Origin of the sequence: Halorussus amylolyticus (assembly GCF_004143485.2) — an archaeon.
In the GTDB taxonomy this organism is placed as follows: domain Archaea; phylum Halobacteriota; class Halobacteria; order Halobacteriales; family Haladaptataceae; genus Halorussus; species Halorussus amylolyticus.
Map to the genome: position 1 here is coordinate 243,567 of NZ_RXOB02000022.1, position 24,632 is coordinate 268,198.

The 24,632-nt window shown below is 67.1% G+C and carries 26 protein-coding genes; 16 read left to right on the top strand and 10 right to left on the bottom strand.

All coding sequences use genetic code 11. The features are described from left to right. The first annotated feature begins 72 nt into the window (after nt 1-72). Nucleotides 73-324 carry a Sec-independent protein translocase subunit TatA/TatB gene (locus EKH81_RS17385; RefSeq protein WP_132060766.1) on the top strand — a complete coding sequence of 84 codons (252 nt, stop codon included), beginning with the start codon at nt 73-75 and terminating at the stop codon, nt 322-324. On the opposite strand, the gene EKH81_RS17390 is transcribed toward EKH81_RS17385, so the two are convergent. The 3 genes from EKH81_RS17390 to EKH81_RS17400 are packed head-to-tail and all read right to left on the bottom strand — an operon-like array spanning nt 325 to nt 2,245. Continuing rightward, entirely contained in the window at nt 325-705 is a 381-nt protein-coding gene (locus EKH81_RS17390) for a MaoC/PaaZ C-terminal domain-containing protein (RefSeq protein ID WP_132060768.1), read from the bottom strand. 15 nt (nt 706-720) lie between these two features. Further along, a complete protein-coding gene (locus EKH81_RS17395; protein WP_132060770.1) occupies nt 721-1,086 on the bottom strand; it encodes a Zn-ribbon domain-containing OB-fold protein in 366 nt (121 codons plus the stop codon). Between the two features lies 1 nt (nt 1,087). Beyond that, nucleotides 1,088-2,245, bottom strand: a complete 1,158-nt coding sequence (locus EKH81_RS17400) for a thiolase family protein (RefSeq protein WP_132060772.1) — start codon at nt 2,243-2,245, stop codon at nt 1,088-1,090. 103 nt (nt 2,246-2,348) lie between these two features. On the opposite strand from EKH81_RS17400, the gene EKH81_RS17405 reads away from it, so the two are divergent. Beyond that, entirely contained in the window at nt 2,349-2,681 is a 333-nt protein-coding gene (locus EKH81_RS17405) for a DMT family transporter (protein WP_132060774.1), read from the top strand. Nucleotides 2,682-2,792: 111 nt separating this feature from the next. Continuing rightward, nucleotides 2,793-3,098 (top strand): MoaD/ThiS family protein, encoded by a 306-nt coding sequence (locus EKH81_RS17410; RefSeq protein ID WP_132060776.1) that lies wholly within the window; start codon nt 2,793-2,795, stop codon nt 3,096-3,098. Between the two features lie 12 nt (nt 3,099-3,110). Here the strand turns inward: EKH81_RS17410 and EKH81_RS17415 are convergent, their stop codons facing one another. Beyond that, the gene (locus EKH81_RS17415) at nt 3,111-4,763 is read right to left on the bottom strand and encodes an aldehyde ferredoxin oxidoreductase family protein (RefSeq protein WP_132060778.1); all 1,653 of its coding nucleotides are present in this window, start codon (nt 4,761-4,763) and stop codon (nt 3,111-3,113) included. Nucleotides 4,764-4,896: 133 nt separating this feature from the next. Between EKH81_RS17415 and EKH81_RS17420 the strand changes: the two genes are divergently transcribed. Then, nucleotides 4,897-5,223: a hypothetical protein gene (locus EKH81_RS17420; RefSeq protein ID WP_132060780.1), complete on the top strand. Its 327-nt coding sequence runs from the start codon at nt 4,897-4,899 to the stop codon at nt 5,221-5,223. Nucleotides 5,224-5,278: 55 nt separating this feature from the next. Here EKH81_RS17420 and aglJ read toward each other — a convergent pair whose 3' ends face one another. Next, nucleotides 5,279-6,187, bottom strand: coding sequence for an S-layer glycoprotein N-glycosyltransferase AglJ (gene aglJ, locus EKH81_RS17425; RefSeq protein ID WP_132060783.1), 909 nt, complete (start codon nt 6,185-6,187; stop codon nt 5,279-5,281). Between the two features lie 269 nt (nt 6,188-6,456). Between aglJ and EKH81_RS17430 the strand changes: the two genes are divergently transcribed. The 4 genes from EKH81_RS17430 (at nt 6,457) to EKH81_RS17445 (ending at nt 11,173) form a co-directional block, all read left to right on the top strand. Continuing rightward, a complete protein-coding gene (locus EKH81_RS17430; RefSeq protein ID WP_132060785.1) occupies nt 6,457-7,104 on the top strand; it encodes an archaellin/type IV pilin N-terminal domain-containing protein in 648 nt (215 codons plus the stop codon). A 119-nt stretch (nt 7,105-7,223) separates the two neighbouring features. Further along, nucleotides 7,224-8,366, top strand: a complete 1,143-nt coding sequence (locus EKH81_RS17435; protein ID WP_132060788.1) for a glycosyltransferase — start codon at nt 7,224-7,226, stop codon at nt 8,364-8,366. Between the two features lie 6 nt (nt 8,367-8,372). Then, nucleotides 8,373-9,410: a glycosyltransferase family 4 protein gene (locus EKH81_RS17440; protein ID WP_132060789.1), complete on the top strand. Its 1,038-nt coding sequence runs from the start codon at nt 8,373-8,375 to the stop codon at nt 9,408-9,410. A gap of 392 nt (nt 9,411-9,802) precedes the next feature. Next, entirely contained in the window at nt 9,803-11,173 is a 1,371-nt protein-coding gene (locus EKH81_RS17445; protein WP_132060791.1) for a sulfatase family protein, read from the top strand. A 31-nt stretch (nt 11,174-11,204) separates the two neighbouring features. Here EKH81_RS17445 and EKH81_RS17450 read toward each other — a convergent pair whose 3' ends face one another. From EKH81_RS17450 to EKH81_RS17460, 3 genes are read right to left on the bottom strand one after another with little or no spacing between them, the layout of a single operon-like run. Then, on the bottom strand, nt 11,205-12,635 hold the full coding sequence (locus tag EKH81_RS17450; RefSeq protein ID WP_162224667.1) for a sulfatase: 1,431 nt from the start codon (nt 12,633-12,635) through the stop codon (nt 11,205-11,207). After that, nucleotides 12,632-14,227 carry an alkaline phosphatase family protein gene (locus EKH81_RS17455; RefSeq protein WP_132060795.1) on the bottom strand — a complete coding sequence of 532 codons (1,596 nt, stop codon included), beginning with the start codon at nt 14,225-14,227 and terminating at the stop codon, nt 12,632-12,634. The genes EKH81_RS17450 and EKH81_RS17455 overlap by 4 nt, the downstream gene beginning before the upstream one ends. A 24-nt stretch (nt 14,228-14,251) precedes the next feature. After that, the gene (locus EKH81_RS17460) at nt 14,252-15,286 is read right to left on the bottom strand and encodes a glycosyltransferase family 4 protein (protein ID WP_132060797.1); all 1,035 of its coding nucleotides are present in this window, start codon (nt 15,284-15,286) and stop codon (nt 14,252-14,254) included. Nucleotides 15,287-15,761: 475 nt separating this feature from the next. Here EKH81_RS17460 and dpsA point away from each other — a divergent pair, with 475 nt between their 5' ends. Further along, nucleotides 15,762-16,307 carry a DNA starvation/stationary phase protection protein DpsA gene (gene dpsA, locus EKH81_RS17465; RefSeq protein WP_132060799.1) on the top strand — a complete coding sequence of 182 codons (546 nt, stop codon included), beginning with the start codon at nt 15,762-15,764 and terminating at the stop codon, nt 16,305-16,307. A gap of 93 nt (nt 16,308-16,400) precedes the next feature. Continuing rightward, nucleotides 16,401-17,192 (top strand): hypothetical protein, encoded by a 792-nt coding sequence (locus EKH81_RS17470; protein WP_132060801.1) that lies wholly within the window; start codon nt 16,401-16,403, stop codon nt 17,190-17,192. Between the two features lie 36 nt (nt 17,193-17,228). On the opposite strand, the gene EKH81_RS17475 is transcribed toward EKH81_RS17470, so the two are convergent. Then, nucleotides 17,229-17,993, bottom strand: coding sequence for a DUF7504 family protein (locus EKH81_RS17475; RefSeq protein WP_162224668.1), 765 nt, complete (start codon nt 17,991-17,993; stop codon nt 17,229-17,231). 116 nt (nt 17,994-18,109) lie between these two features. On the opposite strand from EKH81_RS17475, the gene EKH81_RS17480 reads away from it, so the two are divergent. The 4 genes from EKH81_RS17480 to EKH81_RS17495 all read left to right on the top strand — a co-directional run bounded on the left by EKH81_RS17480 (nt 18,110) and on the right by EKH81_RS17495 (nt 21,609). Continuing rightward, the gene (locus EKH81_RS17480; RefSeq protein WP_132060093.1) at nt 18,110-19,201 is read left to right on the top strand and encodes an NADH:flavin oxidoreductase/NADH oxidase; all 1,092 of its coding nucleotides are present in this window, start codon (nt 18,110-18,112) and stop codon (nt 19,199-19,201) included. Nucleotides 19,202-19,282: 81 nt separating this feature from the next. Continuing rightward, nucleotides 19,283-19,954 carry a CPBP family intramembrane glutamic endopeptidase gene (locus EKH81_RS17485; protein ID WP_132060095.1) on the top strand — a complete coding sequence of 224 codons (672 nt, stop codon included), beginning with the start codon at nt 19,283-19,285 and terminating at the stop codon, nt 19,952-19,954. A 49-nt stretch (nt 19,955-20,003) separates the two neighbouring features. Then, nucleotides 20,004-21,167, top strand: a complete 1,164-nt coding sequence (locus tag EKH81_RS17490; protein WP_132060097.1) for a thiolase C-terminal domain-containing protein — start codon at nt 20,004-20,006, stop codon at nt 21,165-21,167. Between the two features lie 46 nt (nt 21,168-21,213). Next, nucleotides 21,214-21,609: a Zn-ribbon domain-containing OB-fold protein gene (locus EKH81_RS17495; protein WP_132060099.1), complete on the top strand. Its 396-nt coding sequence runs from the start codon at nt 21,214-21,216 to the stop codon at nt 21,607-21,609. A gap of 25 nt (nt 21,610-21,634) precedes the next feature. Here EKH81_RS17495 and EKH81_RS17500 read toward each other — a convergent pair whose 3' ends face one another. Then, entirely contained in the window at nt 21,635-22,588 is a 954-nt protein-coding gene (locus EKH81_RS17500) for an alpha/beta fold hydrolase (protein ID WP_132060101.1), read from the bottom strand. Nucleotides 22,589-22,697: 109 nt separating this feature from the next. On the opposite strand from EKH81_RS17500, the gene mvk reads away from it, so the two are divergent. Continuing rightward, nucleotides 22,698-23,687, top strand: coding sequence for a mevalonate kinase (gene mvk, locus EKH81_RS17505; protein ID WP_132060103.1), 990 nt, complete (start codon nt 22,698-22,700; stop codon nt 23,685-23,687). Nucleotide 23,688: 1 nt separating this feature from the next. Continuing rightward, on the top strand, nt 23,689-24,441 hold the full coding sequence (locus EKH81_RS17510; protein WP_132060105.1) for an isopentenyl phosphate kinase: 753 nt from the start codon (nt 23,689-23,691) through the stop codon (nt 24,439-24,441). The last annotated feature ends 191 nt before the right edge of the window (nt 24,442-24,632 follow it).

The window sequence follows — 24,632 nt, forward strand, 5'->3', positions numbered from 1 at the left end:
TCTATCGGTTTATGAGATATTCGGGGTGCGACACGCGAGAAGTTGATAGCTGTCGGACGCCTCCGGACGACTATGCTCCCGACACCGCTGTTCGGTCCGATTCCGGGCGGGATGGAGATGATGATTATCCTCCTCATCGCGGTCCTGCTGTTCGGTGCGGACAAACTCCCGAAGTTGGCGCGCGCGAGCGGCGAGGCGATGGGCGAGTTCAAGAAGGGCCGCGAGCAGGTCGAGCGCGACATCCGCGAGGCGACCGCGACCGACCGGGACGCCGAGTTCGAAGCGAGCACCGCTGAGTTCGAGGACGAGCGCCCGAACGTCTGATCACTTCGAGACCAGACCCTCGACCGTTCCTTGCAACACGACCTCACCATCCTCGTTTTCACAAACCACCGACGCCGCGAGGTCGTAGCGGTCGGCCTGCTCCTCGACAGCCTCTATCGTCATGGTACAGACCACCGTCTCGCCCGTGTAGACCGGTCGGAGGAAGTCGAACGCCATCGACCGCCCGAGGACTTCGAGGTCGCCGCCGAGTTTGGTCGGCATCGTGGCGGTCAGCAGGCCGTGGACCAGCAGGCGGCCCTCGTCGCCGGGTTCGAGGTGGCGGGGTTGCTCGTCGCCCGAGACGTCGGCGAATGTTCGCACGTCATCGGGCGTGAAGGTGCGTTCGAAGGTTCGGGTGTCGCCTTCCGTGGGTGGCGTCATGGTCGATTTTCGTAGTCACGCCGGTTCGAACCGATAGCCGTCCCACTCCTGACTCTCCTTCTCTCGAATCCCGGCGTCGGGGTCGCGAAGTTCCTCGGCGTAGACGGGTCGCACTTCGTCGCCGATTTCGACTTCCTCGCCCTCGACCACCTGCCCAATCGCGCGAACGGATTCTCCGTCCGCGGAGAACTCCACGATGGCGAGGGTGTTCGGCTGTCGAACGCCGGGTGGGGTCGCGGTGCTGGTCGTCCACGTCACGACCTCTCCGATTTCCTCGGCGAGGTCCACGGTTTCGTCCTGTGCTTCGCCGCACTCCGGGCAGAGTTCGTGTTCGGGGTACGTCAGGTGGCCGTTCTGACAGCGGTAGGCGTTCAGCGTCATCTTAGGCATCCTCCAGAATCGTCGTGGTCACGCAGTTGCCGAACCCGCCGACGTTGCAGGCCAGACCGACCTCGGCCTCGACCTGCCGCGGTCCGGCGTTCCCGAGCAACTGCTGGTGTAGTTCGTACGCCTGTGCGATTCCGCTCGCGCCGAGCGGGTGGCCCTTCGACTTGAGGCCGCCCGAGGTGTTGATGGGCAGGTCGCCGTCTCGGTCGGTGACGCCCTCCTCGACCGCTTTCCAGCCCTCCCCCTGTTCGAAGAAGCCGACCGCCTCGCTCTGGAGGAATTCGAGGATGGTGAACATGTCGTGGAGTTCCGCCACGTCCACGTCGTCAGGGCTTCTGTCGGCCATCTCGTAGGCCTGCTCGGAACTCTCGACCGCGCCGCCCATCACCGTCGGGTCGTCGCGCTCGTGGACGACGTGGGTGTCGGTCGCGCCGCCGATTCCGGCGACGACGGTGTACTCGTCCTCGGGGACGTGGTCCTCGGCCACCGACTCCGGACAGAAGAGAAGCGCCGCGCTCCCGTCCGTGATGGGGCAGAAGTCGTAGAGACGCAGCGGGTCGGCCACGATGGGCGAGTCCATCACGGTCTCCAAATCGACTTCCTTCCGGAACTGGGCGTGGGGGTTGTCGAGTCCGTTCTTGTGGTTCTTGACCGCGACCTTCGCCAGACTCTCGCGGGGCGCGTCGTACTCGTGGAGGTAGCGCCGGGCCGTGAGACCCGCGAAGCTCGGCAAGGTCACGCCGTGTTTGTACTCCACGGGATGCGTGAGCGAAGCTATAACGTCGGTCGCCTCCGCGGTACTCCGGTGGGTCATCTTCTCGCCGCCGACCAGTAGGGTCATCTCTGAGGCTCCCGACGCCACCGACTGCCACGCGGCGTAGATGCCAGCGCCGCCCGAGGCGGAGGTCTGGTCCACGCGCTGGGTGTAGGCTGGGAGTGCGCCGAGGTCGTGGGCCAGCGCGTTCGGCACGCCGGTCTGCCCCTCGAACTCGCCGCTCGCCATGTTCGAGACGTACAGGTGCTCCACGTCGTCGGGAGCCACGTCGGCGTCGGCGAGGCACTCGCGCCCGGCCTGCGCGAGCAGGCCGCGCACCCACGCCTCGCGCTTTCCGAACTGCGTCATCGAGGCTCCGATGATTGCAACACGGTCCATACGAGGGCGAATGTAGAGTGTGGCTTTATAATTCGGGGTTGGTGACCGAGCGACACGTCAGCGAAACGCATATTATCGACCCGGGAGCATCGCCACGTGAACCGTGAATCCGTACGCACTGCTCGGAGCGGCAATCGCGTCCGAACTGGTCGGGACGACTGCACTGAAGCTCTCGGCGGGATTCTCGCGGCCGGTCCCGAGTCTCGGCGTCGTCGTCGGATACGGACTCGCGTTCTATCTCGTTTCGCTGACGCTGGAGGACCTCCCGCTCGGCATCGTCTACGGGACGTGGGCCGCGCTGGGAATCGTCGGCGTAGCCGCTATCGGCGTCGTCGTGTTCGGCGAGCGGGTGGACCTCCCGGGCGCTATCGGAGTGACCCTCATTGTCGTCGGGGTGTACTGCCTCAACGTCGTCTCCGAGATGTCCGCGCACTGAGCGCCCGCCGCGCTCCGGAGCGCGGCGGGCGCTTTCGGCTCCACTCGGTCCGATACGAACTCCGGAAAAGGGTGTGAATTAAGCCGCCGGGCACCTACCGCTACACGAGGGATGTCCGCGCCCACCACCGACGCTGACGAGACCGTGACCGTCGAACTCAATTTCTACGCGCCGTTTCGGGACGCCGTCGGCGAGAAGACGGTCGTCGAGGAACTCCCGCGCGGGGCGACTCTCGCCGACGCGGTCGGTCGAGTCGCCGAGCGACACCCCGAACTCGACGGAATGGTGCTGAACGACGAGGGCGAGGTCAAGCGAGGCGTGACCGCACTTCGAAACGGTCACGACCGGGCGGTCGCCGACGGGGCGCTCGAAGACGGTGACTCGGTGAGTTTCACGACGCCGATTCACGGCGGGTGAGGTGTTGGGGCCTCAGTCGGCGACTTCGACTCGCTCGTCGGGAACCGTTCCGTCGTCGTTCCAGCCTCGAACCTCGTAGTATTCGGAGAGTGCGGCCTCGAAGTCCGGCAGGTCGTAGGGAAGCACGTCGTCGCTCCGGTCGAAGCCGCGCTGATTGTTGAAGTGGCGTTCGAGTTCGACGGTCCGCGCGCCCACGTCGAGCAGGTCGTCCCAGTCGGCGTCGAACAGTTCGGCGGCCCGGTCCTCGGTCACGTAGTCGCTCGAAAACGCGCAGACGATGCCGCTGTCTTTGAACGCCGCTGTGTTCTCGGACTCGACCAGATGCGGGGCCTTGCCGTCGAGTCCCTCGGGGTCGAGTTCGCCCGAGTACTCGTCGGAGAGGATTTCCGAGTACATGTGGTCGGCCCCGCTGTTCGAGGTGGCGTAGCTCAGGCCCTGTCCGTTGATTGCGCGGCCGTCGTGAGCCGCGAATTCGAGGCCCTTCGAACTCCAGTTCTCGACGCCGAGGTCGGCGTGGGCGCGCTCGACGCCCTCCGCGAGCAGGTCGCCGACGCCTTCGCGGCGAGCGATTTTCCCGATGAGGTCGTGGACGAGTTCGGCGTTGCCGAACTCGTCCTCGCTGGCGAGATACGCCGAGATGGTGACGCCACACGAGATGGTGTCGAGACCGAGTTCGTCGCAGAGGTCGTTCGATTTCATCACGTCCACGATGTCGCCGACGCCCGCACACGACCCGAACGCCATCACGGTCTCGAACTCCGGGCCCTCGGTTTCGAGACCGGTCTCTTCGTCGCGAGTCGGGAGCTTACACCCGTAGGCGCACTGCGAGCAGGTGCCCCGCTTGTACTTCTTCTCCTCGACCGCGTCGCCGCCGATGTTCTCCACGTCCTCGAACGAGAACTCCGCGAAGTACCGGGTCGGGAGGGAGAACTCGTCGTTGATGAACTCCGTGCCGCCGGTCGTTCCTTGGCGCTTCATCCGGTCGTCGCTGGTCGCGGCCTCCCGGTGCACCTCCGACTGGACCTCGGGAATCTCGATGTCGGGCGCGGAGTCGCCCCGGAAACTGACGCACTTGACGTTCTTCGAGCCGAGCACCGCGCCCAGACCCCCGCGGCCGAACGCCCGCGTGTCGGAGGTCATGACGCAGGCGAACCGGACCTCGTTCTCGCCCGCCGGGCCGATTGCCGCGAGGTTCTCGGGCGCGAGTCCGCGTTCTTCGGCCATGTACTCGCTCGTCTCTGAGACGGTCGCGCCCGCGAGTTCGGGCACTGCCTCGAACTCGACGCCCTCATCCGTCACGTGAACCGCGAGGAGTTCGTCGCTCTCGCCGACGATTTCCACGACTGAGTGGCCCGTCCCGACGAAGTTCCGCGAGACGAACCCGCCCGCGTTGGTCGAGCGAATCCCGTCCGTGAGCGGCGAAATCGCGGTGGCGTTCATCCGGCCCGTGAAACTCATCTGGGACTGCTGGAGCGGTCCCGCCGAGAAGTAGAGTCGGTTCTCCGGGCCGAGCGGGTCGGCGTCGAACGGAACTCGGTCGTGGGCGAGTTTGGTGGCCGCGCCGCGCCCGCCGACGAACGACGCCAGCACGTCGTCTACGTCCTCGATTCGGGCCTCGCGGTCGGTCAGGTCGATGGACAGCAGCGTCCCCTTCGCGCGTAGCATATTTGGTAACTATTCGCAGAGCGACGTAAATCCGACGGATGCGGAACGCTCGTCGGCAGATTCCGCGACCGCGCGACTCGGTTCGCTGGCGAGAGGGAGTAGCTTTTCGTACCGCGAGTGAGTAGCTTCGAGCATGGGAATGAGGCCACCACCGTCGAACGACGACGGCCCGGACGTAATCGAGTTCGGCATCGCGGAAGTCGCGGCCGAACTCGACGACGCCGACCTCTCGTTTCCCGCGACCGGCGACGAGGTCGTCCGGGCGCTGTCGAATCCGCGCATCGACTACAACGCGAAAGGGCACGCGGTCGCGCTCTCGGAGGCGATGTCCGACACCGAGCAACATCGCTTCGAGGACGAGCAGGACCTGCTCAACGCGCTCCATCCGACGTTCGAGCGGTATCGGACCTCGCGGACACCCGGCGTCATCGAGCGGTTTCGGGCCGCGCTGCCGCTCTGAGTGACAAAATTCGGGGGCCGTACGCTCGCGATTTCGATTCTCGTTCTCCCACCGACTACTCGAGTCGGCGCATCTGCTCGCGGTGGAGCGTCACGATGAGGTCCGAGAGGACGCCGAACATCAGCAACTGCACGCCGAACAGGATGGCGAACGCCGCGACGACCGCCAACACCTCGTGGCTCTCCCGGGGGACTTTCACGAACCACTCGTACCCGACGTAGGCCGCGACACCCACGCCGAACAGGCCGCTCGCCACGCCGACGCTTCCGAAGTAGAACAGGGGGTTGTTCGTCTTCGCCAACTGATAGAGCGTCAGGAGGATGACGCCGCCGTCGTGGACCGGGTGGAGGTTGGTGTCGGACCCGTCGGGCCGCGACTCGTACCGGATGGGGACCACGGTGGTCGGAATTCCGTGCTTGACACACTCGACTGCCATCTCGGTCTCGACGCCGAACCCGTCGGCGTCGAGGTAGAAGTTCTCGACCGACTCGCGGGTGAACGCCCGGTAGCCGCTCAGGATGTCCTCGAAGTCCTTGCCGTGGACGGTTCGGAACACCCAGTTGAATATCGTGTTCCCGATGCGATTGAGCCGAGTCATCGCGCCGTCTTCCATGTCGGCGAACCGGTCGCCGATGACGTGTCCGTACCGGCCGTCAACGAGGGGTTCGAGCATCGCGTCGGCGTCGGCCGCTCGATAGGTGCCGTCGCCGTCGAGCATCAGGACGTACGCCGCGTCGATGTGTCGAATCCCCTCTCGGACCGCCTGTCCCTTGCCGGTCCCGGACTGCTGGATGACTCGCGCACCGCGCTCGCGGGCGATGTCCGCGGTGTCGTCGGTCGAGTCGCCGTCCACGACGAGGACGTTTTCGAACCCGTAGTCGGCGAAATCGTCGATTACGTCGCCGATGGTCTCGGCCTCGTTCAGCGTCGGGATGAGCACGCACACGTCCTCGCGGTCGGCCATTGAGTCTCAGTGGTCACCACGAGCGCAAAAGGCTTACTTCTCGGTGGCCGTCGAAGACCAATCGAACGACGACGCTCGGTTCGACTCGGTGTTTTATATCTATCATTTCTGAGTGGCGTCTGACGCATCTCTGCGAAATGTAGGTTTCTCATCGCCTGTACTCTCACATCTGGCTCCAATTATCATCGGTGAAAATGGACGAACGATATATATGTCGCTGGTGGCACCTCTCGGGTGGGAAGACTCCCGACGACGAATACGGACCAAAAATGATACGAAATCCAATCTCTACGGTGAAAGAACGACTCTCGAACGCGGGCGAGAACCGCGGTCAGGTGGGTATCGGTACGCTCATCGTGTTCATCGCGATGGTGCTGGTCGCCGCGATTGCGGCGGGCGTGCTCATCAACACCGCTGGGTTCCTCCAGACCAAGTCCGAACAGACCGGGCAGGAGAGCAGTGCCCAAGTGTCGAACCGGGTGCAGGTCGTCAGCGGCTTCGGTAACGTCGCCAACGACGAGAAGGTCGATTACGTGAACCTGACGGTGATGCGCGGGTCGGGTGCCGACGACATCAATCTCTCGACTGCGACTATCGAGTGGATCGGTCCGAACGAGGCCAAGACGCTGACATCGGGCGACCTTGAGGATTCGGTCGAAAAGCCCGGAGACGGTGATGAGGGCGACATCGACAAATTCAACGTCTCGGAAATCAAGGACACCGACGACTCCGCACCGGTGCTCAACAGCCAGGACGACCGCTTCCGCATCTCGATGAACGCCACCGCCATCGGCGGCCAGCGTCTCGACGAGGGCCAGACGGTGGAGCTGAAACTCACCACCCAGTACGGTGCGGTCACCATCTACCGCGCGAACGTCCCGCAGTCGCTCTCCCAGGAGAGCGCAGTCACGGTCTGATCGGGTTTCCGATTTCGACCGACTTTCCTCTCACTTCCGTCCCGTCCGGACGGTTCATTTTTCGCGCTCACCGACGTACGACCAACAGTGTGTTATAACGGGGTTTCATATTCGGTCGTATGAACTCCCTCGTGACGGCTGCCGGGGCGCTCGTCGTTCTGACGGCGCTCCCCTACGTCGCGTTTCTGGCGCTCTACGCGTGGGTTCGGCCGAGCGGATCTGCGGCCGACAAGCGCGAGGCCGAACCGAGCGTGAGCGTCGTCCTGCCGACGTACAACGAGTCGGGCATCGTCGAGAAGAAACTCGACGACCTGCTCTCGCTCGACTACCCGATGGAGAAAGTCGAAGTCGTGGTCGTGGATTCGAGCGACGACGAGACGCCCGAACTCGTCGAGTCGTACTTCGCCGAGCGCGAGCATCCCGACCTGAATCTCATCCGCGAGGACGACCGCCGCGGTCTCGCGCCCGCGCTGAACGACGCCTACGCCGCCGCAGAGAACGAAATGGTCGTCAAGACCGACTGCGATTCGTACGTCGCCGCCGACGCGCTCCGAGAGGCGGCCGCCAACCTCGCAGACCCCGACGTGGCCGCGGTTACCGGCCAGAATGCGGAGGTCCTCGGCGGGAGCGAAGTCGAAGCGGGCTACCGGGGCGTCCAGGCACACGTCCAGACGCTCGAATCCCATCTCGACTCGACGCTCATCTTCCACGGGCCGTTCTCGGCGTTCGAAAACGACGCCGTCGTCCCGCTCGACCCCGAATCGCTCGCCGACGACACCGAGCTCGCGCTCAAGATTCGACGGGGCGGCGACCGCGTCGTCTTCGACCCCGCGATTCGGTACAAGGAAGCCTCCCACTCTGATTTCGGCAAGCGCCGCCTCCAGAAGGACCGTCGCGGGATGGGACTCATCCGGTTGCTCGTCCAGCACCGCGACGCGCTGGGGAAGTACGGAAAGTACGGGAAGGCCGTCCTGCCGTTCAACTGGTGGTTCATGGTGATTTCGCCGTGGCTCGTGGCGCTGAGCGTCGTCGCCGTGACCGCGGCCGCGGTTTCGGTCGCCGGATGGGCGGGACTCGCGGTTCCGGCCGCGCTCGCGGGGTTCGTCTGGTTCGGCCAGAAGGACCTGCTCGGCCCGCTTCAGGCGGTTTACGCCGTGTTCGACTCGCAGGTGTCGCTCCTCCACGCCGCGGTCGAACTCCTCCGAGGGAAGGGCGACGGCACGTGGGAGGTAGACGAGGAGCTTCGAGAGGCGTTCGACTGAGCGCCCATGCGAGTTTTGCAGGTCACACCGCGGTATCCGCCCCGTGCCGGAGGCGTCGAGGCCCACGTCGCCGAGATTAGCGAACGACTGGTCGCGCGCGGTCGCGAGGTCACGGTGTTCACGGCCGACGCCGGGCCGGATGTACCGCGCCGCGAGACTCGAAACGGCGTCGAAGTCCGTCGGTTTCGGGGGTTCGCTCCCGGCGGCGCGTTCCACGTCGCACCCGGAATCTCGGCGGCGGTTCGGCGGGCGGACCCCGACGTGGTCCACGCCCACAACTACCATTCGCTCCCGGTGCTGTTCGCGGCGCTCGGGGTCGGAGACGCTCGATTCGTCGTGACGACCCACTACCACGGCGCGAGCGCAGACAGCGTTCGGGACCGCCTGCTGTCGGCGTATCGGTTCCCCGGCGGGTGGGCGCTCGGCCGCGCCGACGCCGTCGTGGCGGTCAGCGAGTGGGAGCGCGACAGACTCTACGAGGATTTCGACGTCTCGGCGACCGTGATTCCGAACGGCCTGCAGGTCGAGCGATTCGCCGGGGCGACCCCGGACGCCCGCGACCGGCCGTATCTGCTCTGCGTCGGTCGGTTAGAGGCGTACAAGGGCGTCCAGCACGCGATTCGCGCGCTGGCGGACCTGCCGGAGTACGACCTGCTGGTCGCGGGGTCGGGCGACTACCGCGACGAACTCGAACGGGTCGCTCGCGAGGCGGGTGTCGCCGACCGCGTGGAATTTTTGGGGTTCGTGGCCGACGACCGCCTGCCGGGGCTGTACGCCGGAGCAGAGGCGTATCTCACCCTCTCGGCGTTCGAATCCTACGGTATGACGGTCGCCGAGGCGCTCGCGGCCGGGACGCCCTGCGTCGTCCGCGAGGCGGGCGCGCTGGTGGACTGGGCCGACCGCGAGGACTGCGCGGGGGTCGCGGGCGTCGCGCCCGAGGACGTGGCCGCGGGCGTGCGCGCGGCGGTCGGGCGCGCCGCGCCCGCCGCCGCGCTGCCGACGTGGGACGACGTGACCGAGCGCGTGCTCGACGTGTACGGGTGAATTTCGGAGGCATGAAATTCCATTTTTCGCACGCCTTCACTTCGGCACGGCGCGCGCTGGCGCGGGTCGCGGTTTGACCCGCGCCCAAAGCGCGCGAGGGATGACCGGAGCGACTGGAAGGAGCGTAGGGAGTCGGTTGGGGAGGCGTGTGGCTGTCGCGGGCGCGGTGGCGGTGCGGTTCTCATAGGTATCGGGAGTAGCTAGCTTCTGATTTGCCTCTGGTTTCAGATTTCAACTCTGAACTCCAAACTCCAACTCCACTCCTCCTCTCCCGATTCCGACTCCGAATTCCAACTCCGACTGCAGTGTAATCGTTCCTCGGTCGTTCACCGAACGAGAACGCCGAACGAGAGACGGGTAGCATTTTAAGCGCCGCCCGACAGAAAGCCAGTATGAACGTCCTCCTCGTCACGGTCGATTCGCTCCGGGCCGACCGGGTGAACTCGGAGGTGATGCCCGCTACTCGGTCGTTCGCGGACGAGTCGCTCGAATTCGCCGAGTGCATCGCCAACGGACCCTCGACCCCGGCGTCGTTCCCGGCTATCCACGCGAGTCGGTACTTCGCGAGCATCGAGGGGCTCGGTATCCCCGAACCGGGGTCGAACGACGGCATTCGGACGCTGGCAGAGACGCTCCGGGAGGCGGGGTACGCCACCGCGGGCTACACCGACAACCACTTCGCGAGTGGGTCGTACCACTACGACCGCGGATTTGCCGAGATGTACGACGCCAGCGGGACGACCGAAGCCGGGAAACTCAAGCAGTTCGTCCAGTCGAACCTCGACAAGGACGGCCCGGTGTTCAAGACCATCGAGGCGGTGTACAACCGCGTCGACGCGCTCTTTGCGAACGCGACTGGCAACGAGAGCGAGTACGAGCGCGCCGAGTCGCTGAACCGCCGGGCACTCGACTGGATTGACGACCAATCGGGCGAGTGGTTCACGTGGCTTCACTACATGGACGCCCACCACCCCTACGAGGCCCCCGACGAGTACCAGCGCGAGTTTCTGGACGAACCCCTCGGCCTGTCGCGGTGTCGCGGCCTCTCGCGGAAGGGGACCCACCACCCCGACGAGGTGACCGACCGCGAGTGGGACCTGATTCGCCGACTGTACGACGCCGAGTGCGCGTACGTGGACGACCAGTTCGACGCCGTGCTCTCGGCCCTCCGCGAGCGCGGCGAACTCGACGACACGCTCGTCGTGTTCACCGCCGACCACGGCGAACTCGTGGGCGAACACAATCACGCGGGCCACCCGCCGGAGTTCTGGGAGGGCGTGCTTCGGGTGCCGTTCGTGGTCAGTCACCCCGACCGCGCTCCTGACACTATTGACGGCCAGATTCGGCTCATCGACACGGCTCCGACGATTGCCGACGCGCTCGGTCTCGACGCCTTCGAGGGCTGGGAGGGCGAATCGGCGCTCGAAGTCGCCGAGGGCACGGCCAACCCTCGCGAGTACGCCTTCGCCGACGTGGGTCGGCAAATCGAGTACGCCCGGTGCTGTGCGCGCCGGGCCGACGGCTGGAAGCTCCTGCGCCACGCCGACGACGGGGAGTTCTGCTTCGACGCGCGCGAGACGCCCGACGAACGCCCCGAAGACGACCGCTCGGGCGACGGGGTTCCGGAGTACGACGAGCTATCCCGTGCGCTCGACGACCACCAGAACCGGATGAAACGGATGCGAGAGGGCGGGTCCGACGGCATCGCCGAGGACGACGAGATGGTCGAACAGCATCTCAAGGACCTCGGTTACATGGAGTGAGAGAGCGGCTCTCGTACGAAGCCGACGCCGACTATTCGAGGTAGCCGAGTTCTTCGAGTCTGTCGCGAGTGTCGCCGTCCACCGCCATCTGCTCGCCGCCCGAGACGCCCGCGCCGAACGACGCGAGCGCGTCTTCGAGGTGGTCGGGAACCGAGTCGAGCGGGTCGGCTTCGAGATAGTCGTCGAGCGCGAACGCGAGCGTCTCGCCCGTCTCGGGCACGGAAATTGCCTTCTCGTCGCGGTGCCAGACCGCGCGCTGATTGTAGCCGTAGGCGGTCTCCTCGCACAGGAGCGGTCGGGCGCTCGGCGACTCGCCGAGCGCCCGACCGGTGAAATCGTCCGGAACGTCTCGACCGCCGGGGTCGTCCGAATCGCCGGGGTCGTCCGAATCGCCGGGGTCGTCCGAATCGCCGGGGTCGTCCGGAACGTCCGCACCGAGCGCCGAGAGAATGGTCGGCGCGACATCCACGAGCGAAACCGGGCGCGTCGAGCGCCCGGTTTCGACGCCGGGCGCGCGAACCCAGAGCGGGACCCGAGCCACTTCTTCGAGGGTACTGTGACCGTGGTCGGTCGCGTAATAACCGCGGGGGTCGTCGTTGAGTCGGCGTTCGAGTTCGGGGTGTTCCCAGAACGCTTCGCCGTGGTCGCCACAGACCGCGACCACGGTGTCGTCCGGAAGGTCGGCGAGCAGGGGTTCGAGCGCGTCGTCCGCGCCTCGAATCGCGGCGTCGTAGGCTCGGAGGCGAGCGTCCCGATAGGCGTCGAACTCCTCGCCCTCGGTCGTCTCGCGGAACCGCCAGTCTTCGAGGTCGTCCGTCGCGGGCACGTCGAACGTCTCGCGGTGGCGCTCTGGAATATCGAGCGGCGCGTGGGGGTCGCCGAGGTGGAGGTAGCAGAACCACCGGTCGCGACCCGACAGCCAGTCGCGGGCGGCAGAGACGCGTTCTGCGGCGTCGGTGTATTTGACGCTCACGTGGTGAAAGCGGTCTCCGGTCGCCTTCTCGGCCATCGGAATCGCGGTCAGCATCGCGGTGTCGTAGCCCGCGGCTTCGAGCAGGTCGGGGAGCATCGGCACGTCGGCGCGGGGTCGCTGCGGGAACTGCTCGGAGGAGAGGTTCCGGGGGCCGGACTCGAAGCGCCCGCCGTGTTCGTGGGGGTAGCGCCCCGACAGGAGTGAGGGGACGGCGGGAAACGTCCACGGACTCGGAGCCTTCGCGTTCGAGAACGCCGCGGCGTCCTCTGCGAATCGGTCGAGCGTCGGGGTCGTCTCCCGGTCGTGACCGAACCCCGAGACGTGGTCCGCGCGCAGACAGTCTACGACCACGACGAGGACGTTTCGCGGGTCGGTGACGCGCACTCCCTCGCGGACCTCGCGGTCACGACGCTTTCGCCAGTGGTTCGCGCGGTGTTTGAGGTCCATCCACGCGTTGTTCACTCGGGGAAATCGCTTCAGGGGGTTCATTCGAGGTACCCCAACTCCCGGAGGGTGTCTTCGACCTCCTCGCCCGCGCGCTCGCCCGTGGCGTCGGTCGCGGTGGGCGGTCCCTGCTCGACCTCTCTGTCGGCCGCCTCGCCCGCCAGCACGTCGAATCGGACCTCGCCGTCAACGTCTTCCGGAACGGGCGCGCCGAGACGGTGGAGGAGCGTGGGCGCGAGGTCGTACAGTTCGAGGTCGGCGCTCCCCTCGGCGAAGTCGTCGCCCCACGCCGCGAACACGCCCGAGCGCCGGTGTGTCGCCAGCCACTCGGTCGTCTCGCCGAAGACGCCGCCGCCGATAGCTTCGGGGGCGTCCACCCCGGTCGTGTACTCCACCACTACGTCGGGACCGCGTGCTCGGTCGCCTGAGTACACGTCCGCGGGGTCGTGGACCGCGGCGGCCACCGGGTCGCCCGCCGGGGTTTCGAGGGCTTCGAGGTCGCTCGCGAGGCCCTCGACGTAGGCGTCAACTGCCCGGTCATCCGAGAACGCCGCGCCGTTGACGTAGATTGGTCCTCGTCCGAGCGAGACGGCCTTCGTTTCCGTCCAGTCGATGTCGGCGTCCTGAATCGCGACCCGGCCGCTCTCGCTCGGGAAGAGGCGCTGGAGCGACTCGGGGACAAGCGACTGGGCGAGATTGACGAGACCGAGTCGGCCGACGAGGCGCTTCAGTCGCTCCTCGGTCAGGCCGACGCTGGCGAGCAGGTCGCGGGTCTCGGACTCCTCGAACGCCAAGTCGCCCCGGTCGGCGAGCCACTGATTCACCATGAAAATCTCGCGAATCTCGGCGAAGCCGTGGTCGCTCATCAGCACGACGGCCTCGGCGTCGTCGCGGTCGAGCAAATCTGCGAGCAGTTCGTCCACGCGCTCGTAGGCCGCCCGAAGCTTCTCGGGGCGGTCCCAGAGCCGGTGCTGGAGCGTGTCGGTCGCGAAGAGGGTGGTGTGGACGAACTCGCACTCTTTCTCGTCGGCGAGCCACGTCGCGGCCTCGAACCGCTGTTCGAACAGTTCGCGGGCCTCGGCGACCAGTTCGTCGGGGGTCGCTTCGTCCAGCACGAGGTCGGGCTTGACCCGGTAGTCGGGAATCGCGTCGAGGAGGTCGGCTTTGAGCGATTCGGGACTTGTGAAGCTCTTGCGCTCGCTTGCGGGGCTTCCGGCGATGGTCAAGACGACTCCGTTGTCGGTTCGGTCGTTGCTGTCAGCGTCGGCGTCGGGCGCGCCCGACGCCGACGCGCCCGCCGGGTGGGTCGTCGGCATGTTGACCACGCCAGCGCGTCCCCCGCGGTCGGCGAGCACGTCCCAGTACTCGCACGAGCGGAAGTCGCTCGCGTCGTTCGGCGAAATCTCGTGGGTGTCGCGGTCGTACGCGAACCACTCGTAGACGCCGAGCTTTCCGGGCGTCTTGCCGGTCGAGTAACATTTCCACGCGGGGAACGTCACGGGCGGGAGGGTGCTTTCGAGGTCGCCCGAGACGCCCTCGTCCAGCACGCGGGCGAAGGCGGGCAAGTGACCTTCTTCTGCCCACGGCCGGAGAAGCGACCAGTCGGCCCCGTCGAGACCCACGACGTAGACGGTCATACGCGGCTACTCGCCCCGCCGACGCTAAAGTGCTTTGAGAACGGTTCGGAACGCCGCTCGAAACGCGGCCTTCCGGGATTCGGGGTCGAATCGCTCGCCGCGCTCGCGAGCGCGGCGAGCGAGCGCGCGACGGTCGTCCGAATCGCGCGCGAAGTACTCGCGGACGCCCCGACTCAGCGCGTACTCGTTGGTCTCCACGACGAGCGACGGGTCGATTTCGCGGGCCTCCGACCGCGTGCCGGCGGTTCGGGTCACGACCGGCGGAACCCCGGCGCGCATCGCTTCGAGCGTGCTGACCGGGAAGGCGTCCATCCGCGAGGGCTGGACGAACACCGAGGCTGGCCGGAAGGCGTCCGCGAGGTCCTCGACGTACCCCCGGACGCTGACGCCCGGCGTCTCGGCGTACGCCTCGGGATGGCCGCCGCCGACGACGTGGAGTTCGGCGTCCGGGAACTCCTCGCGGACGCGCGGCCACGCGCTCACGAGCATGTCCACGCCCTTGTACTCCCACGGGCGTGCGACCGTCACCGCGACGTTCGCATCGATGTCGGGGTTCACCTCGCCGAGCGCGTCGTAGGTCTCCTGCTGGACGAACGGGTGGGCGACCTCGATTGGGGTGTCCGGCCCCACGATGGGTCGGGTGAACTCCGCGACAAACTCCGAGACGGCGACGACGCCGTCGATGCCCCGGCGGCCGACCGCCCGAACCGCGGGCGTGCCGAACTTCCCGACGAGCGACTTCACGCCCGAACTCCCTTCGAAGTCGGGGTTGCCGAGCTGGTAGAGACCGTGGTCGGCCGCGAGGTAGATGAGCTTCCCGCCCCGGGTGAGCCGCCGGGCGAGCGCGGCGTACAGCGGCCGCGACCCCTCCACGAGGTACACGTCGTAGCTCGGGTACGCGAGTCCGTTGAGACCGTCCTCGAACACGGTTCCCTCGAACGGACCGACGGACAAGCGGTGGTAGTCCACGAGGTCCGCGCCGACCGCCTCCGCGAAGCCGCGGTGCGCGGGATGGGGGTCCTGGTGGAGCATCGCCACGCGGACGGCGTCGGGGTCCATATTCGAGACGGCGCGCGGTGAACGGATAAATCCCGCGTTCGTGGGTTGGTGTTCTGTGTATTCTACGGGCATGAGGAACGGGTGTGGGAGTACTCAAAACGGTACACATCTCGAAGTCGCTTCGAACCGCAAGTAGCAGAACCGTAAACAGCCAGAAACCCCCCGCCCGGTCGCGGTGCGGATGCGGTTCTCAGTGGCTCAAGCAGTCGCTCGCTTCTGCGTTTTACGATCAACGTCGCCGTGGTGTTGTAGAAAGCCCCCGCCCGGTCGCGGTCGCTGACCGACATATCTCGGCCTCTCCGCACAGGTCGGCCGAGATAGGGGTCGGTCAGACGACCAAGATAAACGCGACCGGGCGGCCCCTTTCAGTCCCACCACCGCATTTTACCGGCCGAGCTACGTTTACTGAAACACGGCCCTCACGGTACAGCGAACCCTTAAGGCTCTCCTCGTCGTGCCCACTTCGGGGGAAACCATGAGCCAACAGCAACAGCACGTCCGCCAGGGGGCGGGCACCGTCGAACCGAACCCAGTTAGACTCGACGCCGAGAAGGCCGAGCAGATAGTCGGCGCGCTCAACACCGACCTCGCGGCGACCTACGTCGTCTATCACCAACTCCGCAAGCACCACTGGAACGTGGCGGGCGCGCAGTACCGCGACCTCCACCTGTTTCTCGGCGAAGCGGCCGAGGAGGCCGAGGCGAACGCCGACGAACTCGCCGAGCGAGTCCAGGCGCTCGGGGGCGTCCCGGTCAGCGGCCCGGCCGCGCTCGAACGCCACAGTCCGATTCCCTTCGAGGGCGAGGACGTGTACGACGTGCGGACGGCGCTCGGCAACGACCTCGAAGCCTACGGCGACCTCGTCGAGAGCGTCAGTAGTCACATCGAACTCGTCGAGAGCCTCGGCGACCACGCGACCGGCCACATCCTCCGCGAGCAGTTGGTCGGCATCGAAGAGCGCGCTCACGAACTCGACCACTTCCTCGCACACGATTCGCTGACGCTCTGGTCGTCGGGGTGATGACGCTCTAATCGTCGGGATGAGTCGCGAGCGTCCGTCGCCCTCACCTCGGTTCTCTCTGCTGATAACGCGCGTGGGATTTATCAATTTACGGTGATTCGAATCGAACGGAGGATGGTGTCGAAGGCGTTCTTTACCGGGTCGAAGTACTTGGTCGAGGACAGCGACGGCCGACACGACTTCGTCCGGTACGACGGCGAGCGATTCCTCGCGGTCCTCTCGACCGCCGGGCAGAAGATTCTCCGAACGCCGCTCGACGCCGACGAGCGCAAGGCCGACTACCTCAAGGCGCTCGTCCGACTCAACGAGGCGTACTTCGCCGCCCGCGAATTCGAAGCCGACGCCAAGGGGAACTTCTTCAAGCACGACGACGCCGCCGAGCGGAAATTCCGGTTCGACGTCGCCCAGCGGTTCAGCGACCGAGTGGACGACCTCCGGACGTTCCTCGCGGCTCACGACGCGCTCGTGGCGGCCGCGACCGAAGACTCCTCGAACGACTCACGCGACACCGCCGACGATGGCGAGACCACCGGGGACCAAGCGCTCGCCCGAACTCGGCGCACGCTCTCGGCCTGCACCGACCGCTCGATAAGCGAGGGGTGGTTTCCGACGGTCCAGTCGCACTACTACGCGCTGAGTCCGGGCGAACTCGTGGCGGAAGGCCGCGAGCGCCGGAAACAGCGCATCGAGGGCACCGAGAGCTCGACGGGAATCGCGGCGCTGCTCGACAAACCGCATTTCGAGAAACTGTCGTGGCGCGACCTCCGGCGAATCCGCGACCTGAATCGTGAGTCGCCGGGGCCGGACCCGCGCGTCTGGAAGCGCCTGCAGAAGGAATATACGTGGTTCCTCGCGCGCGAGCGCATGCGAGCGACGCCCGAGTGAAACAGGTAAGGGACGGCCGAGCCAGCCGAAAACGACTCACAGCGCGAGCCATTCGGTCTCGATGTCGTCGAGTCGCCAGCGTTGCTCGACGCCTTCGTCTCCCCGGCGGACTTCCACGACCGCGTCGAACAGCGCCGACAGCGATTCGACCGTCTCGGCGTCGGGGTCGCCGGGGAGGTGATAGTGACCCATCCCACCGGCCCGCTCGACGACTTCGGTCACGCCGAGCAGGAATCGGCGGGCGTCTCGGTCGTCGTAGCCGGCGACGACCGGCGCGAGCGAGTCGAAGCAGACCCGGAGTTCTGCGGGCGAGACGTGGTCCACTTTGGCTTCGAACGCCGCGACCGACTCCTCGATTGCGACGCCGAGGTCCCGGAGGTCGGCTGTCTCGACGATTTCGGTTCGGAAAATTCGGTCGCCGGAGTCGGATTTATCGGAGTCGTTCGCGGCGGGGTCGCTCGTGTCTGAGTCGCGTTCTTCAGAATCGGTCGCGACGGGGGCGCGAGACGCGCCCCCGTCGCGACCGGCCGCCCGCCAGTCCACGAGTGCGGCGAGGTCGCGGTCGGGTCTCGTCCCGACCGCCGACAGTTTCCGACGCGCGACCGCCGGTCGCGCGTCGGCGGTGACGAACAGTCGATAGCGCGGCCCGGCGTTCGAATCGCCGAGCAGGCGCTCGCACGCCGGGTCGAGACCGTCGCTCCCGACGAGCAGTACGTTGCTCCCGTTTCGCTTGAGGTCGGCGAGTCGGCGCTCGAACCGCACCGTCGCCTCCGGAACCCCCTTTCGTTGCCCCCCTGACATCGATTCACCAATAACGGCGATGCCTACAATAAGCGTTTCGGAGGTCCGAAATCGCTGTCGGCAAGAATCGGGGACGAGCAGAGGGTTTTCGAGTCCGGCCCCCCGAGTCCCGGACGATGAGCGACGACCTCTTTAGCCCGCTGTCGATTCGAGACACGACCGTCCGAAATCGCGTGATGGTGTCGCCGATGTGCCAGTACTCCTGTGACACCGACGGTCTCGCGACCGACTGGCACGAGGTCCACCTCGGGAGTCGCGCGACCGGGGGTGCCGGTATCGTGATGACCGAAGCCACCGCGGTCGAACCTCGGGGGCGCATCACTCCCAACGACTTGGGCATCTGGAGCGACGACCACGCCGACGCGCTCGCGCCCGTCGCCGACTTCATCGCCGACCGGGGCGCGACCCCGGCCATCCAGTTGGCCCACGCTGGGCGAAAGGCGAGCAAGACCAGACCGTGGGACGGCAGCGTTCCCCTCCAACCCGACGAGGGCGGGTGGGAGACCCTCGCGCCGAGCGAGAGTCCGTACCCCTACGACGACGAACCGCCACAGACGAGAGCGATGACCGAGGACGATATCGAGGCGTTCAAGGCCGACTTCCGGGCCGCGGCCGAGCGGTCGCTCGACGCTGGCTTCGAAATCGCCGAGGTCCACGCGGCCCACGGCTACCTCCTCCACGAGTTCCTGTCGCCGGTCACGAACCGCCGCGACGACGCCTACGGCGGGGATTTCGAGGGCCGGATCCGACTCGTCCGCGAGGTGACGGCGGAAGTTCGGGACGTGTGGCCCGACGACCTGCCCGTATTCGTCCGCGTCTCCGCATCCGATTGGCTCGCCGACCGCGACTCGTGGACGGTCGAGGACACCGCGCGACTCGCTCCCCTGCTCGCCGAGGCGGGCGCGGACCTCGTAGACGTGAGTTCGGGCGGCATCCACCCCGACCAAGAAATCCCCGGCACGGGACCGAACTATCAGGTGCCCTACGCCGAGCGCGTGGGCGAGGCGACCGACGCGCTCGTCGGCGCAGTCGGGGGAATCTCGGAGCCAGCGCAGGCCGACGCCCTGATTCGAAACGACAGAGCGGACCTCGCCATCGTCGGGCGCGAACACCTCCGGGACCCGTACTTCACGCTCCACGCCGCGGAGGAACTCGGCGCGGGCGACCGAGTGGAGTGGCCAGTGCAGTACCGGCGCGGGGTCGAGTAGTCGGCACAGACGCGCTCGAAACTCCCGGAGTTTCTCGAGATTCCCGCAATTTCTTGTTGTCTCGCGTGTACGTTCACGAGTATGTCGAGAGAGACCCGATTCGCGCCGTTCGACTTCGAACACGTCGAGACGGCGACCGCGGGCGGTCTGCTGGTCGCGTTATTCGCGCTCCCGCTCGCCGGTCCGGCGTTCGACGCGCTCGGCGTGACCCCACCTCCGGTCGCGGATATCGTGATTCCGTGGCTCTTCGCCGGTGCCGTCGTCGGAATCGTGGTCTCCTTCGAGGACCGGCCGGTGTCGTCGCTCGGCGTTCGGCGGCCGGACGTGTGGGATATTCCCTACGCAATCGCGGCGTTCGTCGGCGCTCTGCTCGCGCTCGTCGCCACCGATTCGGTGGTGTCCGCGCTCGGTCTCGCCCAAACTGAGGGTTCGACGCTCGCGGACGGTCGGACGATTGGCATCGCGCTCGCGGGTGCGATTTCGGCGGGCGTCGTCGAGGAGATTCTGTACCGGGGGTATCCCATCGAGCGACTGCTCGAAGCCACCGACAGCGCGCTGGCGGCCGGGGCGATTTCGTGGCTCGCGTTCACCCTCGCGCACGCGCCGGGGTATCCGGCGGGTCACGTCGTTCAGGTGTCGCTCGGCGCGCTCGTCTTCACGCTGGTCTACCTCCGCAGGCGAACCCTCGTCGCAGTCGTCCTCGCGCACGTCGCGGTGAACGTCGCGGGGGTGCTGTCGGCGGTGTACGCCTGACGGACACGAGAGGGTGGCTTTCTTAACCGCCGGTCGCGTACGCAACCGTATGACAGCAGTACGTGTCGCGGGGGTCGGTCTGACCCACTTCGGCACGCACCCCGACCGAACCGGCCGCGACCTGTTCGCGGAGGCAAGCCAGCGCGCGCTCGCCGACGCGGGCGTCGAGCGCCGCGCAATCGAGGGACTGAACTACGGTAACTTCATGGGCGAACTCGCCGAGCATCAGGGCCACCAGGGCCCGTTGATGGCCGAGGCCGCGGGCATCGACGCGCCAGCCACGCGCTACGAGAGCGCGTGTGCGTCCTCGGGCGTCGCGCTCCGCGAGGCCGTCAAAGACGTGCGAAACGGCGAGTCCGACGTGCTGCTCGTCGGCGGTGCCGAGCGCATGAACAACCTCGGCACCGCGGGCACCACCGAGGCGCTCGCCATCGCGGCCGACGACCTCTACGAGGTCCGGGCCGGGATGACGTTCCCGGCGGCCTACGCGCTGATGGCCCGGTCGTACTTCGAACAGTACGGAGGGTCCCGCGAAGACCTCGCCGAAATCGCGGTCAAGAACCACGCCAACGCGCTCGACAACGAACACGCCCAGTTCCAGCGCGAGATTTCGGTCGAAGAGGCGCTCGACTCCCCGATGGTCGCCGAACCGCTCGGCCTGTTCGACGCCTGTCCCATCACCGACGGCGCGAGCGCCGTCGTCCTCGTGAGCGACGAGTACGCTGAGAAGAATGACCTCGACGCCCCGGTCGCGATTACCGGCACGGGACAGGGCGGCGACAAGATGGCCCTGCAGGACCGTGAGTTCCTCGCGCGCACGCCCGCCGCCGAGCGCGCCGCCGAGGAGGCCTACGCCGACGCGGGCATCGAAGCGACCGACGTGGCGGCCGCCGAGGTCCACGACTGTTTCACCATCGCGGAAGTCCTCGCGCTCGAAGCCCTCGGTTTCTACGCGCCCGGAGAAGGAATCGGCGCGGCCGCGCGCGGCGAGACCACCCGCGACGGCGACCTCCCCATCAATCTCTCGGGCGGTCTCAAGGCGAAGGGCCACCCGGTCGGCGCGACTGGCACCAGCCAAGTCGCGGAGATGACTCGCCTGCTCCGGGGCGACCACCCCAACAGCGATGCAGTGGACGGCGACGTGGGAGTCGCGCACAACGCGGGCGGCACGGTCGCCAGTGCGACAGTTCACGTCCTGGAGGTGGTCTCATGAGTCAGCGAATGAGAGTACGCCGGAGCTTCGCTCCGGAGGTGGCGGAATGAGCCAGAACGACGACGAGGTCCGAGACGACGGCTTCGACGACTTCCTCGACGCAATCGAGGACGGTGAGGGCTTCTACCTCGAGTGTCCCGACGGTCACGGCTCGCTCCCGCCCCGGCGGGTGTGCCCCCACTGCGGGCAGGGCGACCTCTCCGAGGTCGCCCTGCCCGAGTCGGGCGAAATCGAGACGTTCACCGTGGTTCACGTCCCCGCGCCCGAGTTCGCCGACGACGCGCCCTACGCGACCGCGGTGGTCGATTTCGGCCCGGTTCGGCTGACCGGACAGATTCTCGACGTCGCGCCCGAAGAAACCGAAGTCGGCGCGACGGTCACGCCCGTCGTCGCCGAGACGGCGACGACGGGCGAACGGGTTCTGGCGTTCCGGCCGCGGTAATCCGATTTCGGCTTCGCGGGCTTCGTTACTGCTCGGCCTCGCCTTCCACTTCCTCCTCGGTCAGTTCGTCTAACAGCACGTCGAGGAACGGTCCCGGATGCTCGGCGTGCGGAAGCAGTCGCGCGTCGTCGAACACCACCAGTTTGGTGTCCGCACGCTCGGCCAACTCCTCGCCCGCTTCGAGCGGCGTGACCGTGGCGTCCCGGCCCCAGACGATGGTGACCGGCACGTCGATTTCCGCGAGTTCGTCGGCGAGGTCCACGTCGGGGTCGAGATAGCCCGAGACGAACGATGCGGGCGCGAATCGAGCGCCCGGTTGGTGGGCGGTCTGCCACTGGTAGTCCACGTCGTGTTCGGTGTAGGACGCCTCGGTCGAGTAGGCGTCTCGGTTGTCGAACCAGTGGAGCGACCGCTTGCTCGTGAGCAGATTGAACAGGCCTTGGCCGACCAACGGCGACCGGAACACCGACCGGAGCCACGTCCGGCGCGGCCCGGTGTCGGCGGTCGGACAGACTAACACGAGTCGCGAGAACGGCGCGGCTTGGCGCTGGGCGAGCACGGCGTACGACGCCGCGAGCGACGACGCCACGCACGCCGCGTCGTCGGTCACGTCCTCGGCGAAGTCGGTGACGAACGCGGTGTAGAGCGCCGCCGAGTAGGTCAGCGGCGGTCTGTCGGACCGGCCGAACCCCGGCAGGTCGGGCGCGACGACGTGGTGGGTCTTCGCCAGCTGGCCGAACATCTGGTCGAACTCCTTGTTCGAGGCGGCCGCGTGGACGCCGTGGAGCAGGAGTACGTCGGGGTCCTCGGGGTCGCCCGCTTCGGTATACGACACGTCGAAGCCGCGCCACCGGTAGGTCCCCTGTCGTCCGTCGAGCGCGGGGTCCAAGTCAGACGCCTTCCAGCGAAGCAGTCGGTTGCCGAGCGCGGCGGCTCCGAGTCCGCCCGCAGTCGCGGCCAAGGCTCTCGTAAGCTTCATACTCGATACGTCACCGCGAGGAAAGTTAGCCGTTGTGCCACGACACGGCGAGTTCTTCGCGACGACCGCCTTCGCAAACGTGTTAACCCCCGGAACGAAACCGTCTCGCATGGTCGTTTCGAGCGCTCCGGGCAAGGTCTACCTGTTCGGAGAACACGCGGTCGTCTACGGCGAACCCGCGGTGCCGTGCGCCATCGAACTCCGGGCGCGCGTCGCCGTCGAGGAACGCGACGACGACCGTCTGCGCGTCCACGCCGAGGACCTGAGCCTCGACGGATTCACTGTGGAGTACAGCCGCGAAACCGACATGGGACCCGACGTGAACGTCGCCGATTCGCTGGTCGAAGCCGCGATGGGCTACGTCGATGCCGCGGTCGCACAAGCCCGAGACGCCGCGGACGCTCCCGACGCTGGCTTCGACATCACCATCGAGAGCGAGATTCCGCTCGGCGCGGGTCTCGGCTCCTCCGCGGCGGTCACGGCCGCAGGTATCGACGCCGCGACCCGCGAACTCGGGGTCGAACTCTCGACCGAGGAAATCGCCGACCGCGCGTATCGCGCGGAGTCGGAGGTCCAAGACGGCGAAGCCTCTCGCGCCGACACCTTCTGTTCGGCGTCGGGCGGCGCGGTCCGAGTCGAGGGCGACGACTGCCGGACGATATCGGCTCCGGACCTCCCGTTCGTCATCGGCTTCGACGGCGGCGCGGGCGACACCGGAAAGCTAGTATCCGGCGTGCGAGCGCTCCGTGAGGAGTACGACTTCGCGGCCGACACTGTGGCGAGCATCGGAGACCTCGTCCGGTCGGGCGAGGACGCACTCGCCGAGGGGAACGTCGAGGAACTGGGTCGGCTGATGAACTTCAACCACGGCCTGCTCGAAGCCCTCGGCGTCTCGTCGCGGTCGCTCGACAACATGGTGTGGGCCGCGCGGGACGCGGACGCACTCGGCGCGAAGTTGACCGGCGCGGGTGGCGGCGGGTGCATCGTCGCGCTCGACCCCAGCAAGGCGACCGAGACCGCGCTGAAGTTCACGCCGGGGTGCGAGGACGCGTTCCGGGCGAAACTCGACACCGACGGCGTGCGCGTGGAGGAGGCCTGAGATGGCGACAGTCCTCAAACTCGGCGGAAGCGTCATCACCCACAAGCACCGTCCCGAGGCGCTCGCCGGTCCGGCGCTCGACGACGCGGCCGACGCCATCGCATCCGCGATGGCGTCGGGCGACGTATCGGACCTCGTCGTGGTCCACGGCGGCGGAAGCTTCGGCCACCACCACGCCAGCAAACACGGCGTTTCGAAGACCGACGGCTCTCAGGATGCGGGCGCAGCGGTCGAGATTCACGCCGCGATGAAGACGCTGAACGACTTCGTACTCGCGCGCCTCCACGACCGAGACGTTCCGGCCGTGCCGGTCCACCCGTTTTCGGTTGCCTCACGGGACCGGGACGGGAGTCTCGACCTGCCAACGAGGCAGGTCGAGACGATGCTCGGCGAGGGGTTCGTCCCCGTCCTCCACGGCGACGTGGTCGCCCACGAGGGGTCAGGCGTGACGATTCTGAGTGGTGACGAAGCGGTGACCGCGGTCGCGCAGGGAATCGACGCCGACCGCGTCGGCTTCTGTTCGACGGTTCCGGGCGTGCTGGACGACGACGAGGCCGTGATTCCCGAGATTCGGTCGTACGTCGAGGTGGCCGACTACCTCGGCGGGAGCGACTCGACCGACGTGACCGGCGGGATGGCCGGGAAGGTCCGGGCGCTCCTCGACCTCGGCGCGCCCGCGTCGATTTTCGGCCCCGAAGCCCTCCGGGCGTTTCTCGCGGGCGAGACGCCCGGCACGCGAATCGACGGAAAATAACACCACCTTTTTCCGTCTCGGGTATCCTCACGTCCTCGCTTCGCTCGGACGTTGCGGTACTGCTGCTCGTGCGCGCACCTTCGGTGCGCTGTCTTGTGGATTGGTCCACTGGTCGCGTTCGTTGTGGGGCTCAGCCGTATTTCAGGTTAGTCGGACTGGCGGTTCCGAGGTAGGGTGGCGGGGGGGGGGGG

Bases quoted from the DNA above. Each gene is read 5' to 3' on its own strand.
- EKH81_RS17385 (WP_132060766.1), top strand. From the start codon at position 73: ATGCTCCCGACACCGCTGTTCGGTCCGATTCCGGGCGGGATGGAGATG.
- EKH81_RS17390 (WP_132060768.1), bottom strand. From the start codon at position 705: ATGACGCCACCCACGGAAGGCGACACCCGAACCTTCGAACGCACCTTC.
- EKH81_RS17395 (WP_132060770.1), bottom strand. From the start codon at position 1,086: ATGACGCTGAACGCCTACCGCTGTCAGAACGGCCACCTGACGTACCCC.
- EKH81_RS17400 (WP_132060772.1), bottom strand. From the start codon at position 2,245: ATGGACCGTGTTGCAATCATCGGAGCCTCGATGACGCAGTTCGGAAAG.
- EKH81_RS17410 (WP_132060776.1), top strand. From the start codon at position 2,793: ATGTCCGCGCCCACCACCGACGCTGACGAGACCGTGACCGTCGAACTC.
- EKH81_RS17415 (WP_132060778.1), bottom strand. From the start codon at position 4,763: ATGCTACGCGCGAAGGGGACGCTGCTGTCCATCGACCTGACCGACCGC.
- EKH81_RS17420 (WP_132060780.1), top strand. From the start codon at position 4,897: ATGGGAATGAGGCCACCACCGTCGAACGACGACGGCCCGGACGTAATC.
- aglJ (WP_132060783.1), bottom strand. From the start codon at position 6,187: ATGGCCGACCGCGAGGACGTGTGCGTGCTCATCCCGACGCTGAACGAG.
- EKH81_RS17430 (WP_132060785.1), top strand. From the start codon at position 6,457: ATGATACGAAATCCAATCTCTACGGTGAAAGAACGACTCTCGAACGCG.
- EKH81_RS17435 (WP_132060788.1), top strand. From the start codon at position 7,224: ATGAACTCCCTCGTGACGGCTGCCGGGGCGCTCGTCGTTCTGACGGCG.
- EKH81_RS17440 (WP_132060789.1), top strand. From the start codon at position 8,373: ATGCGAGTTTTGCAGGTCACACCGCGGTATCCGCCCCGTGCCGGAGGC.
- EKH81_RS17445 (WP_132060791.1), top strand. From the start codon at position 9,803: ATGAACGTCCTCCTCGTCACGGTCGATTCGCTCCGGGCCGACCGGGTG.
- EKH81_RS17450 (WP_162224667.1), bottom strand. From the start codon at position 12,635: ATGAACCCCCTGAAGCGATTTCCCCGAGTGAACAACGCGTGGATGGAC.
- EKH81_RS17455 (WP_132060795.1), bottom strand. From the start codon at position 14,227: ATGACCGTCTACGTCGTGGGTCTCGACGGGGCCGACTGGTCGCTTCTC.
- EKH81_RS17460 (WP_132060797.1), bottom strand. From the start codon at position 15,286: ATGGACCCCGACGCCGTCCGCGTGGCGATGCTCCACCAGGACCCCCAT.
- dpsA (WP_132060799.1), top strand. From the start codon at position 15,762: ATGAGCCAACAGCAACAGCACGTCCGCCAGGGGGCGGGCACCGTCGAA.
- EKH81_RS17475 (WP_162224668.1), bottom strand. From the start codon at position 17,993: ATGTCAGGGGGGCAACGAAAGGGGGTTCCGGAGGCGACGGTGCGGTTC.
- EKH81_RS17480 (WP_132060093.1), top strand. From the start codon at position 18,110: ATGAGCGACGACCTCTTTAGCCCGCTGTCGATTCGAGACACGACCGTC.
- EKH81_RS17485 (WP_132060095.1), top strand. From the start codon at position 19,283: ATGTCGAGAGAGACCCGATTCGCGCCGTTCGACTTCGAACACGTCGAG.
- EKH81_RS17490 (WP_132060097.1), top strand. From the start codon at position 20,004: ATGACAGCAGTACGTGTCGCGGGGGTCGGTCTGACCCACTTCGGCACG.
- EKH81_RS17495 (WP_132060099.1), top strand. From the start codon at position 21,214: ATGAGCCAGAACGACGACGAGGTCCGAGACGACGGCTTCGACGACTTC.
- EKH81_RS17500 (WP_132060101.1), bottom strand. From the start codon at position 22,588: ATGAAGCTTACGAGAGCCTTGGCCGCGACTGCGGGCGGACTCGGAGCC.
- mvk (WP_132060103.1), top strand. From the start codon at position 22,698: ATGGTCGTTTCGAGCGCTCCGGGCAAGGTCTACCTGTTCGGAGAACAC.
- EKH81_RS17510 (WP_132060105.1), top strand. From the start codon at position 23,689: ATGGCGACAGTCCTCAAACTCGGCGGAAGCGTCATCACCCACAAGCAC.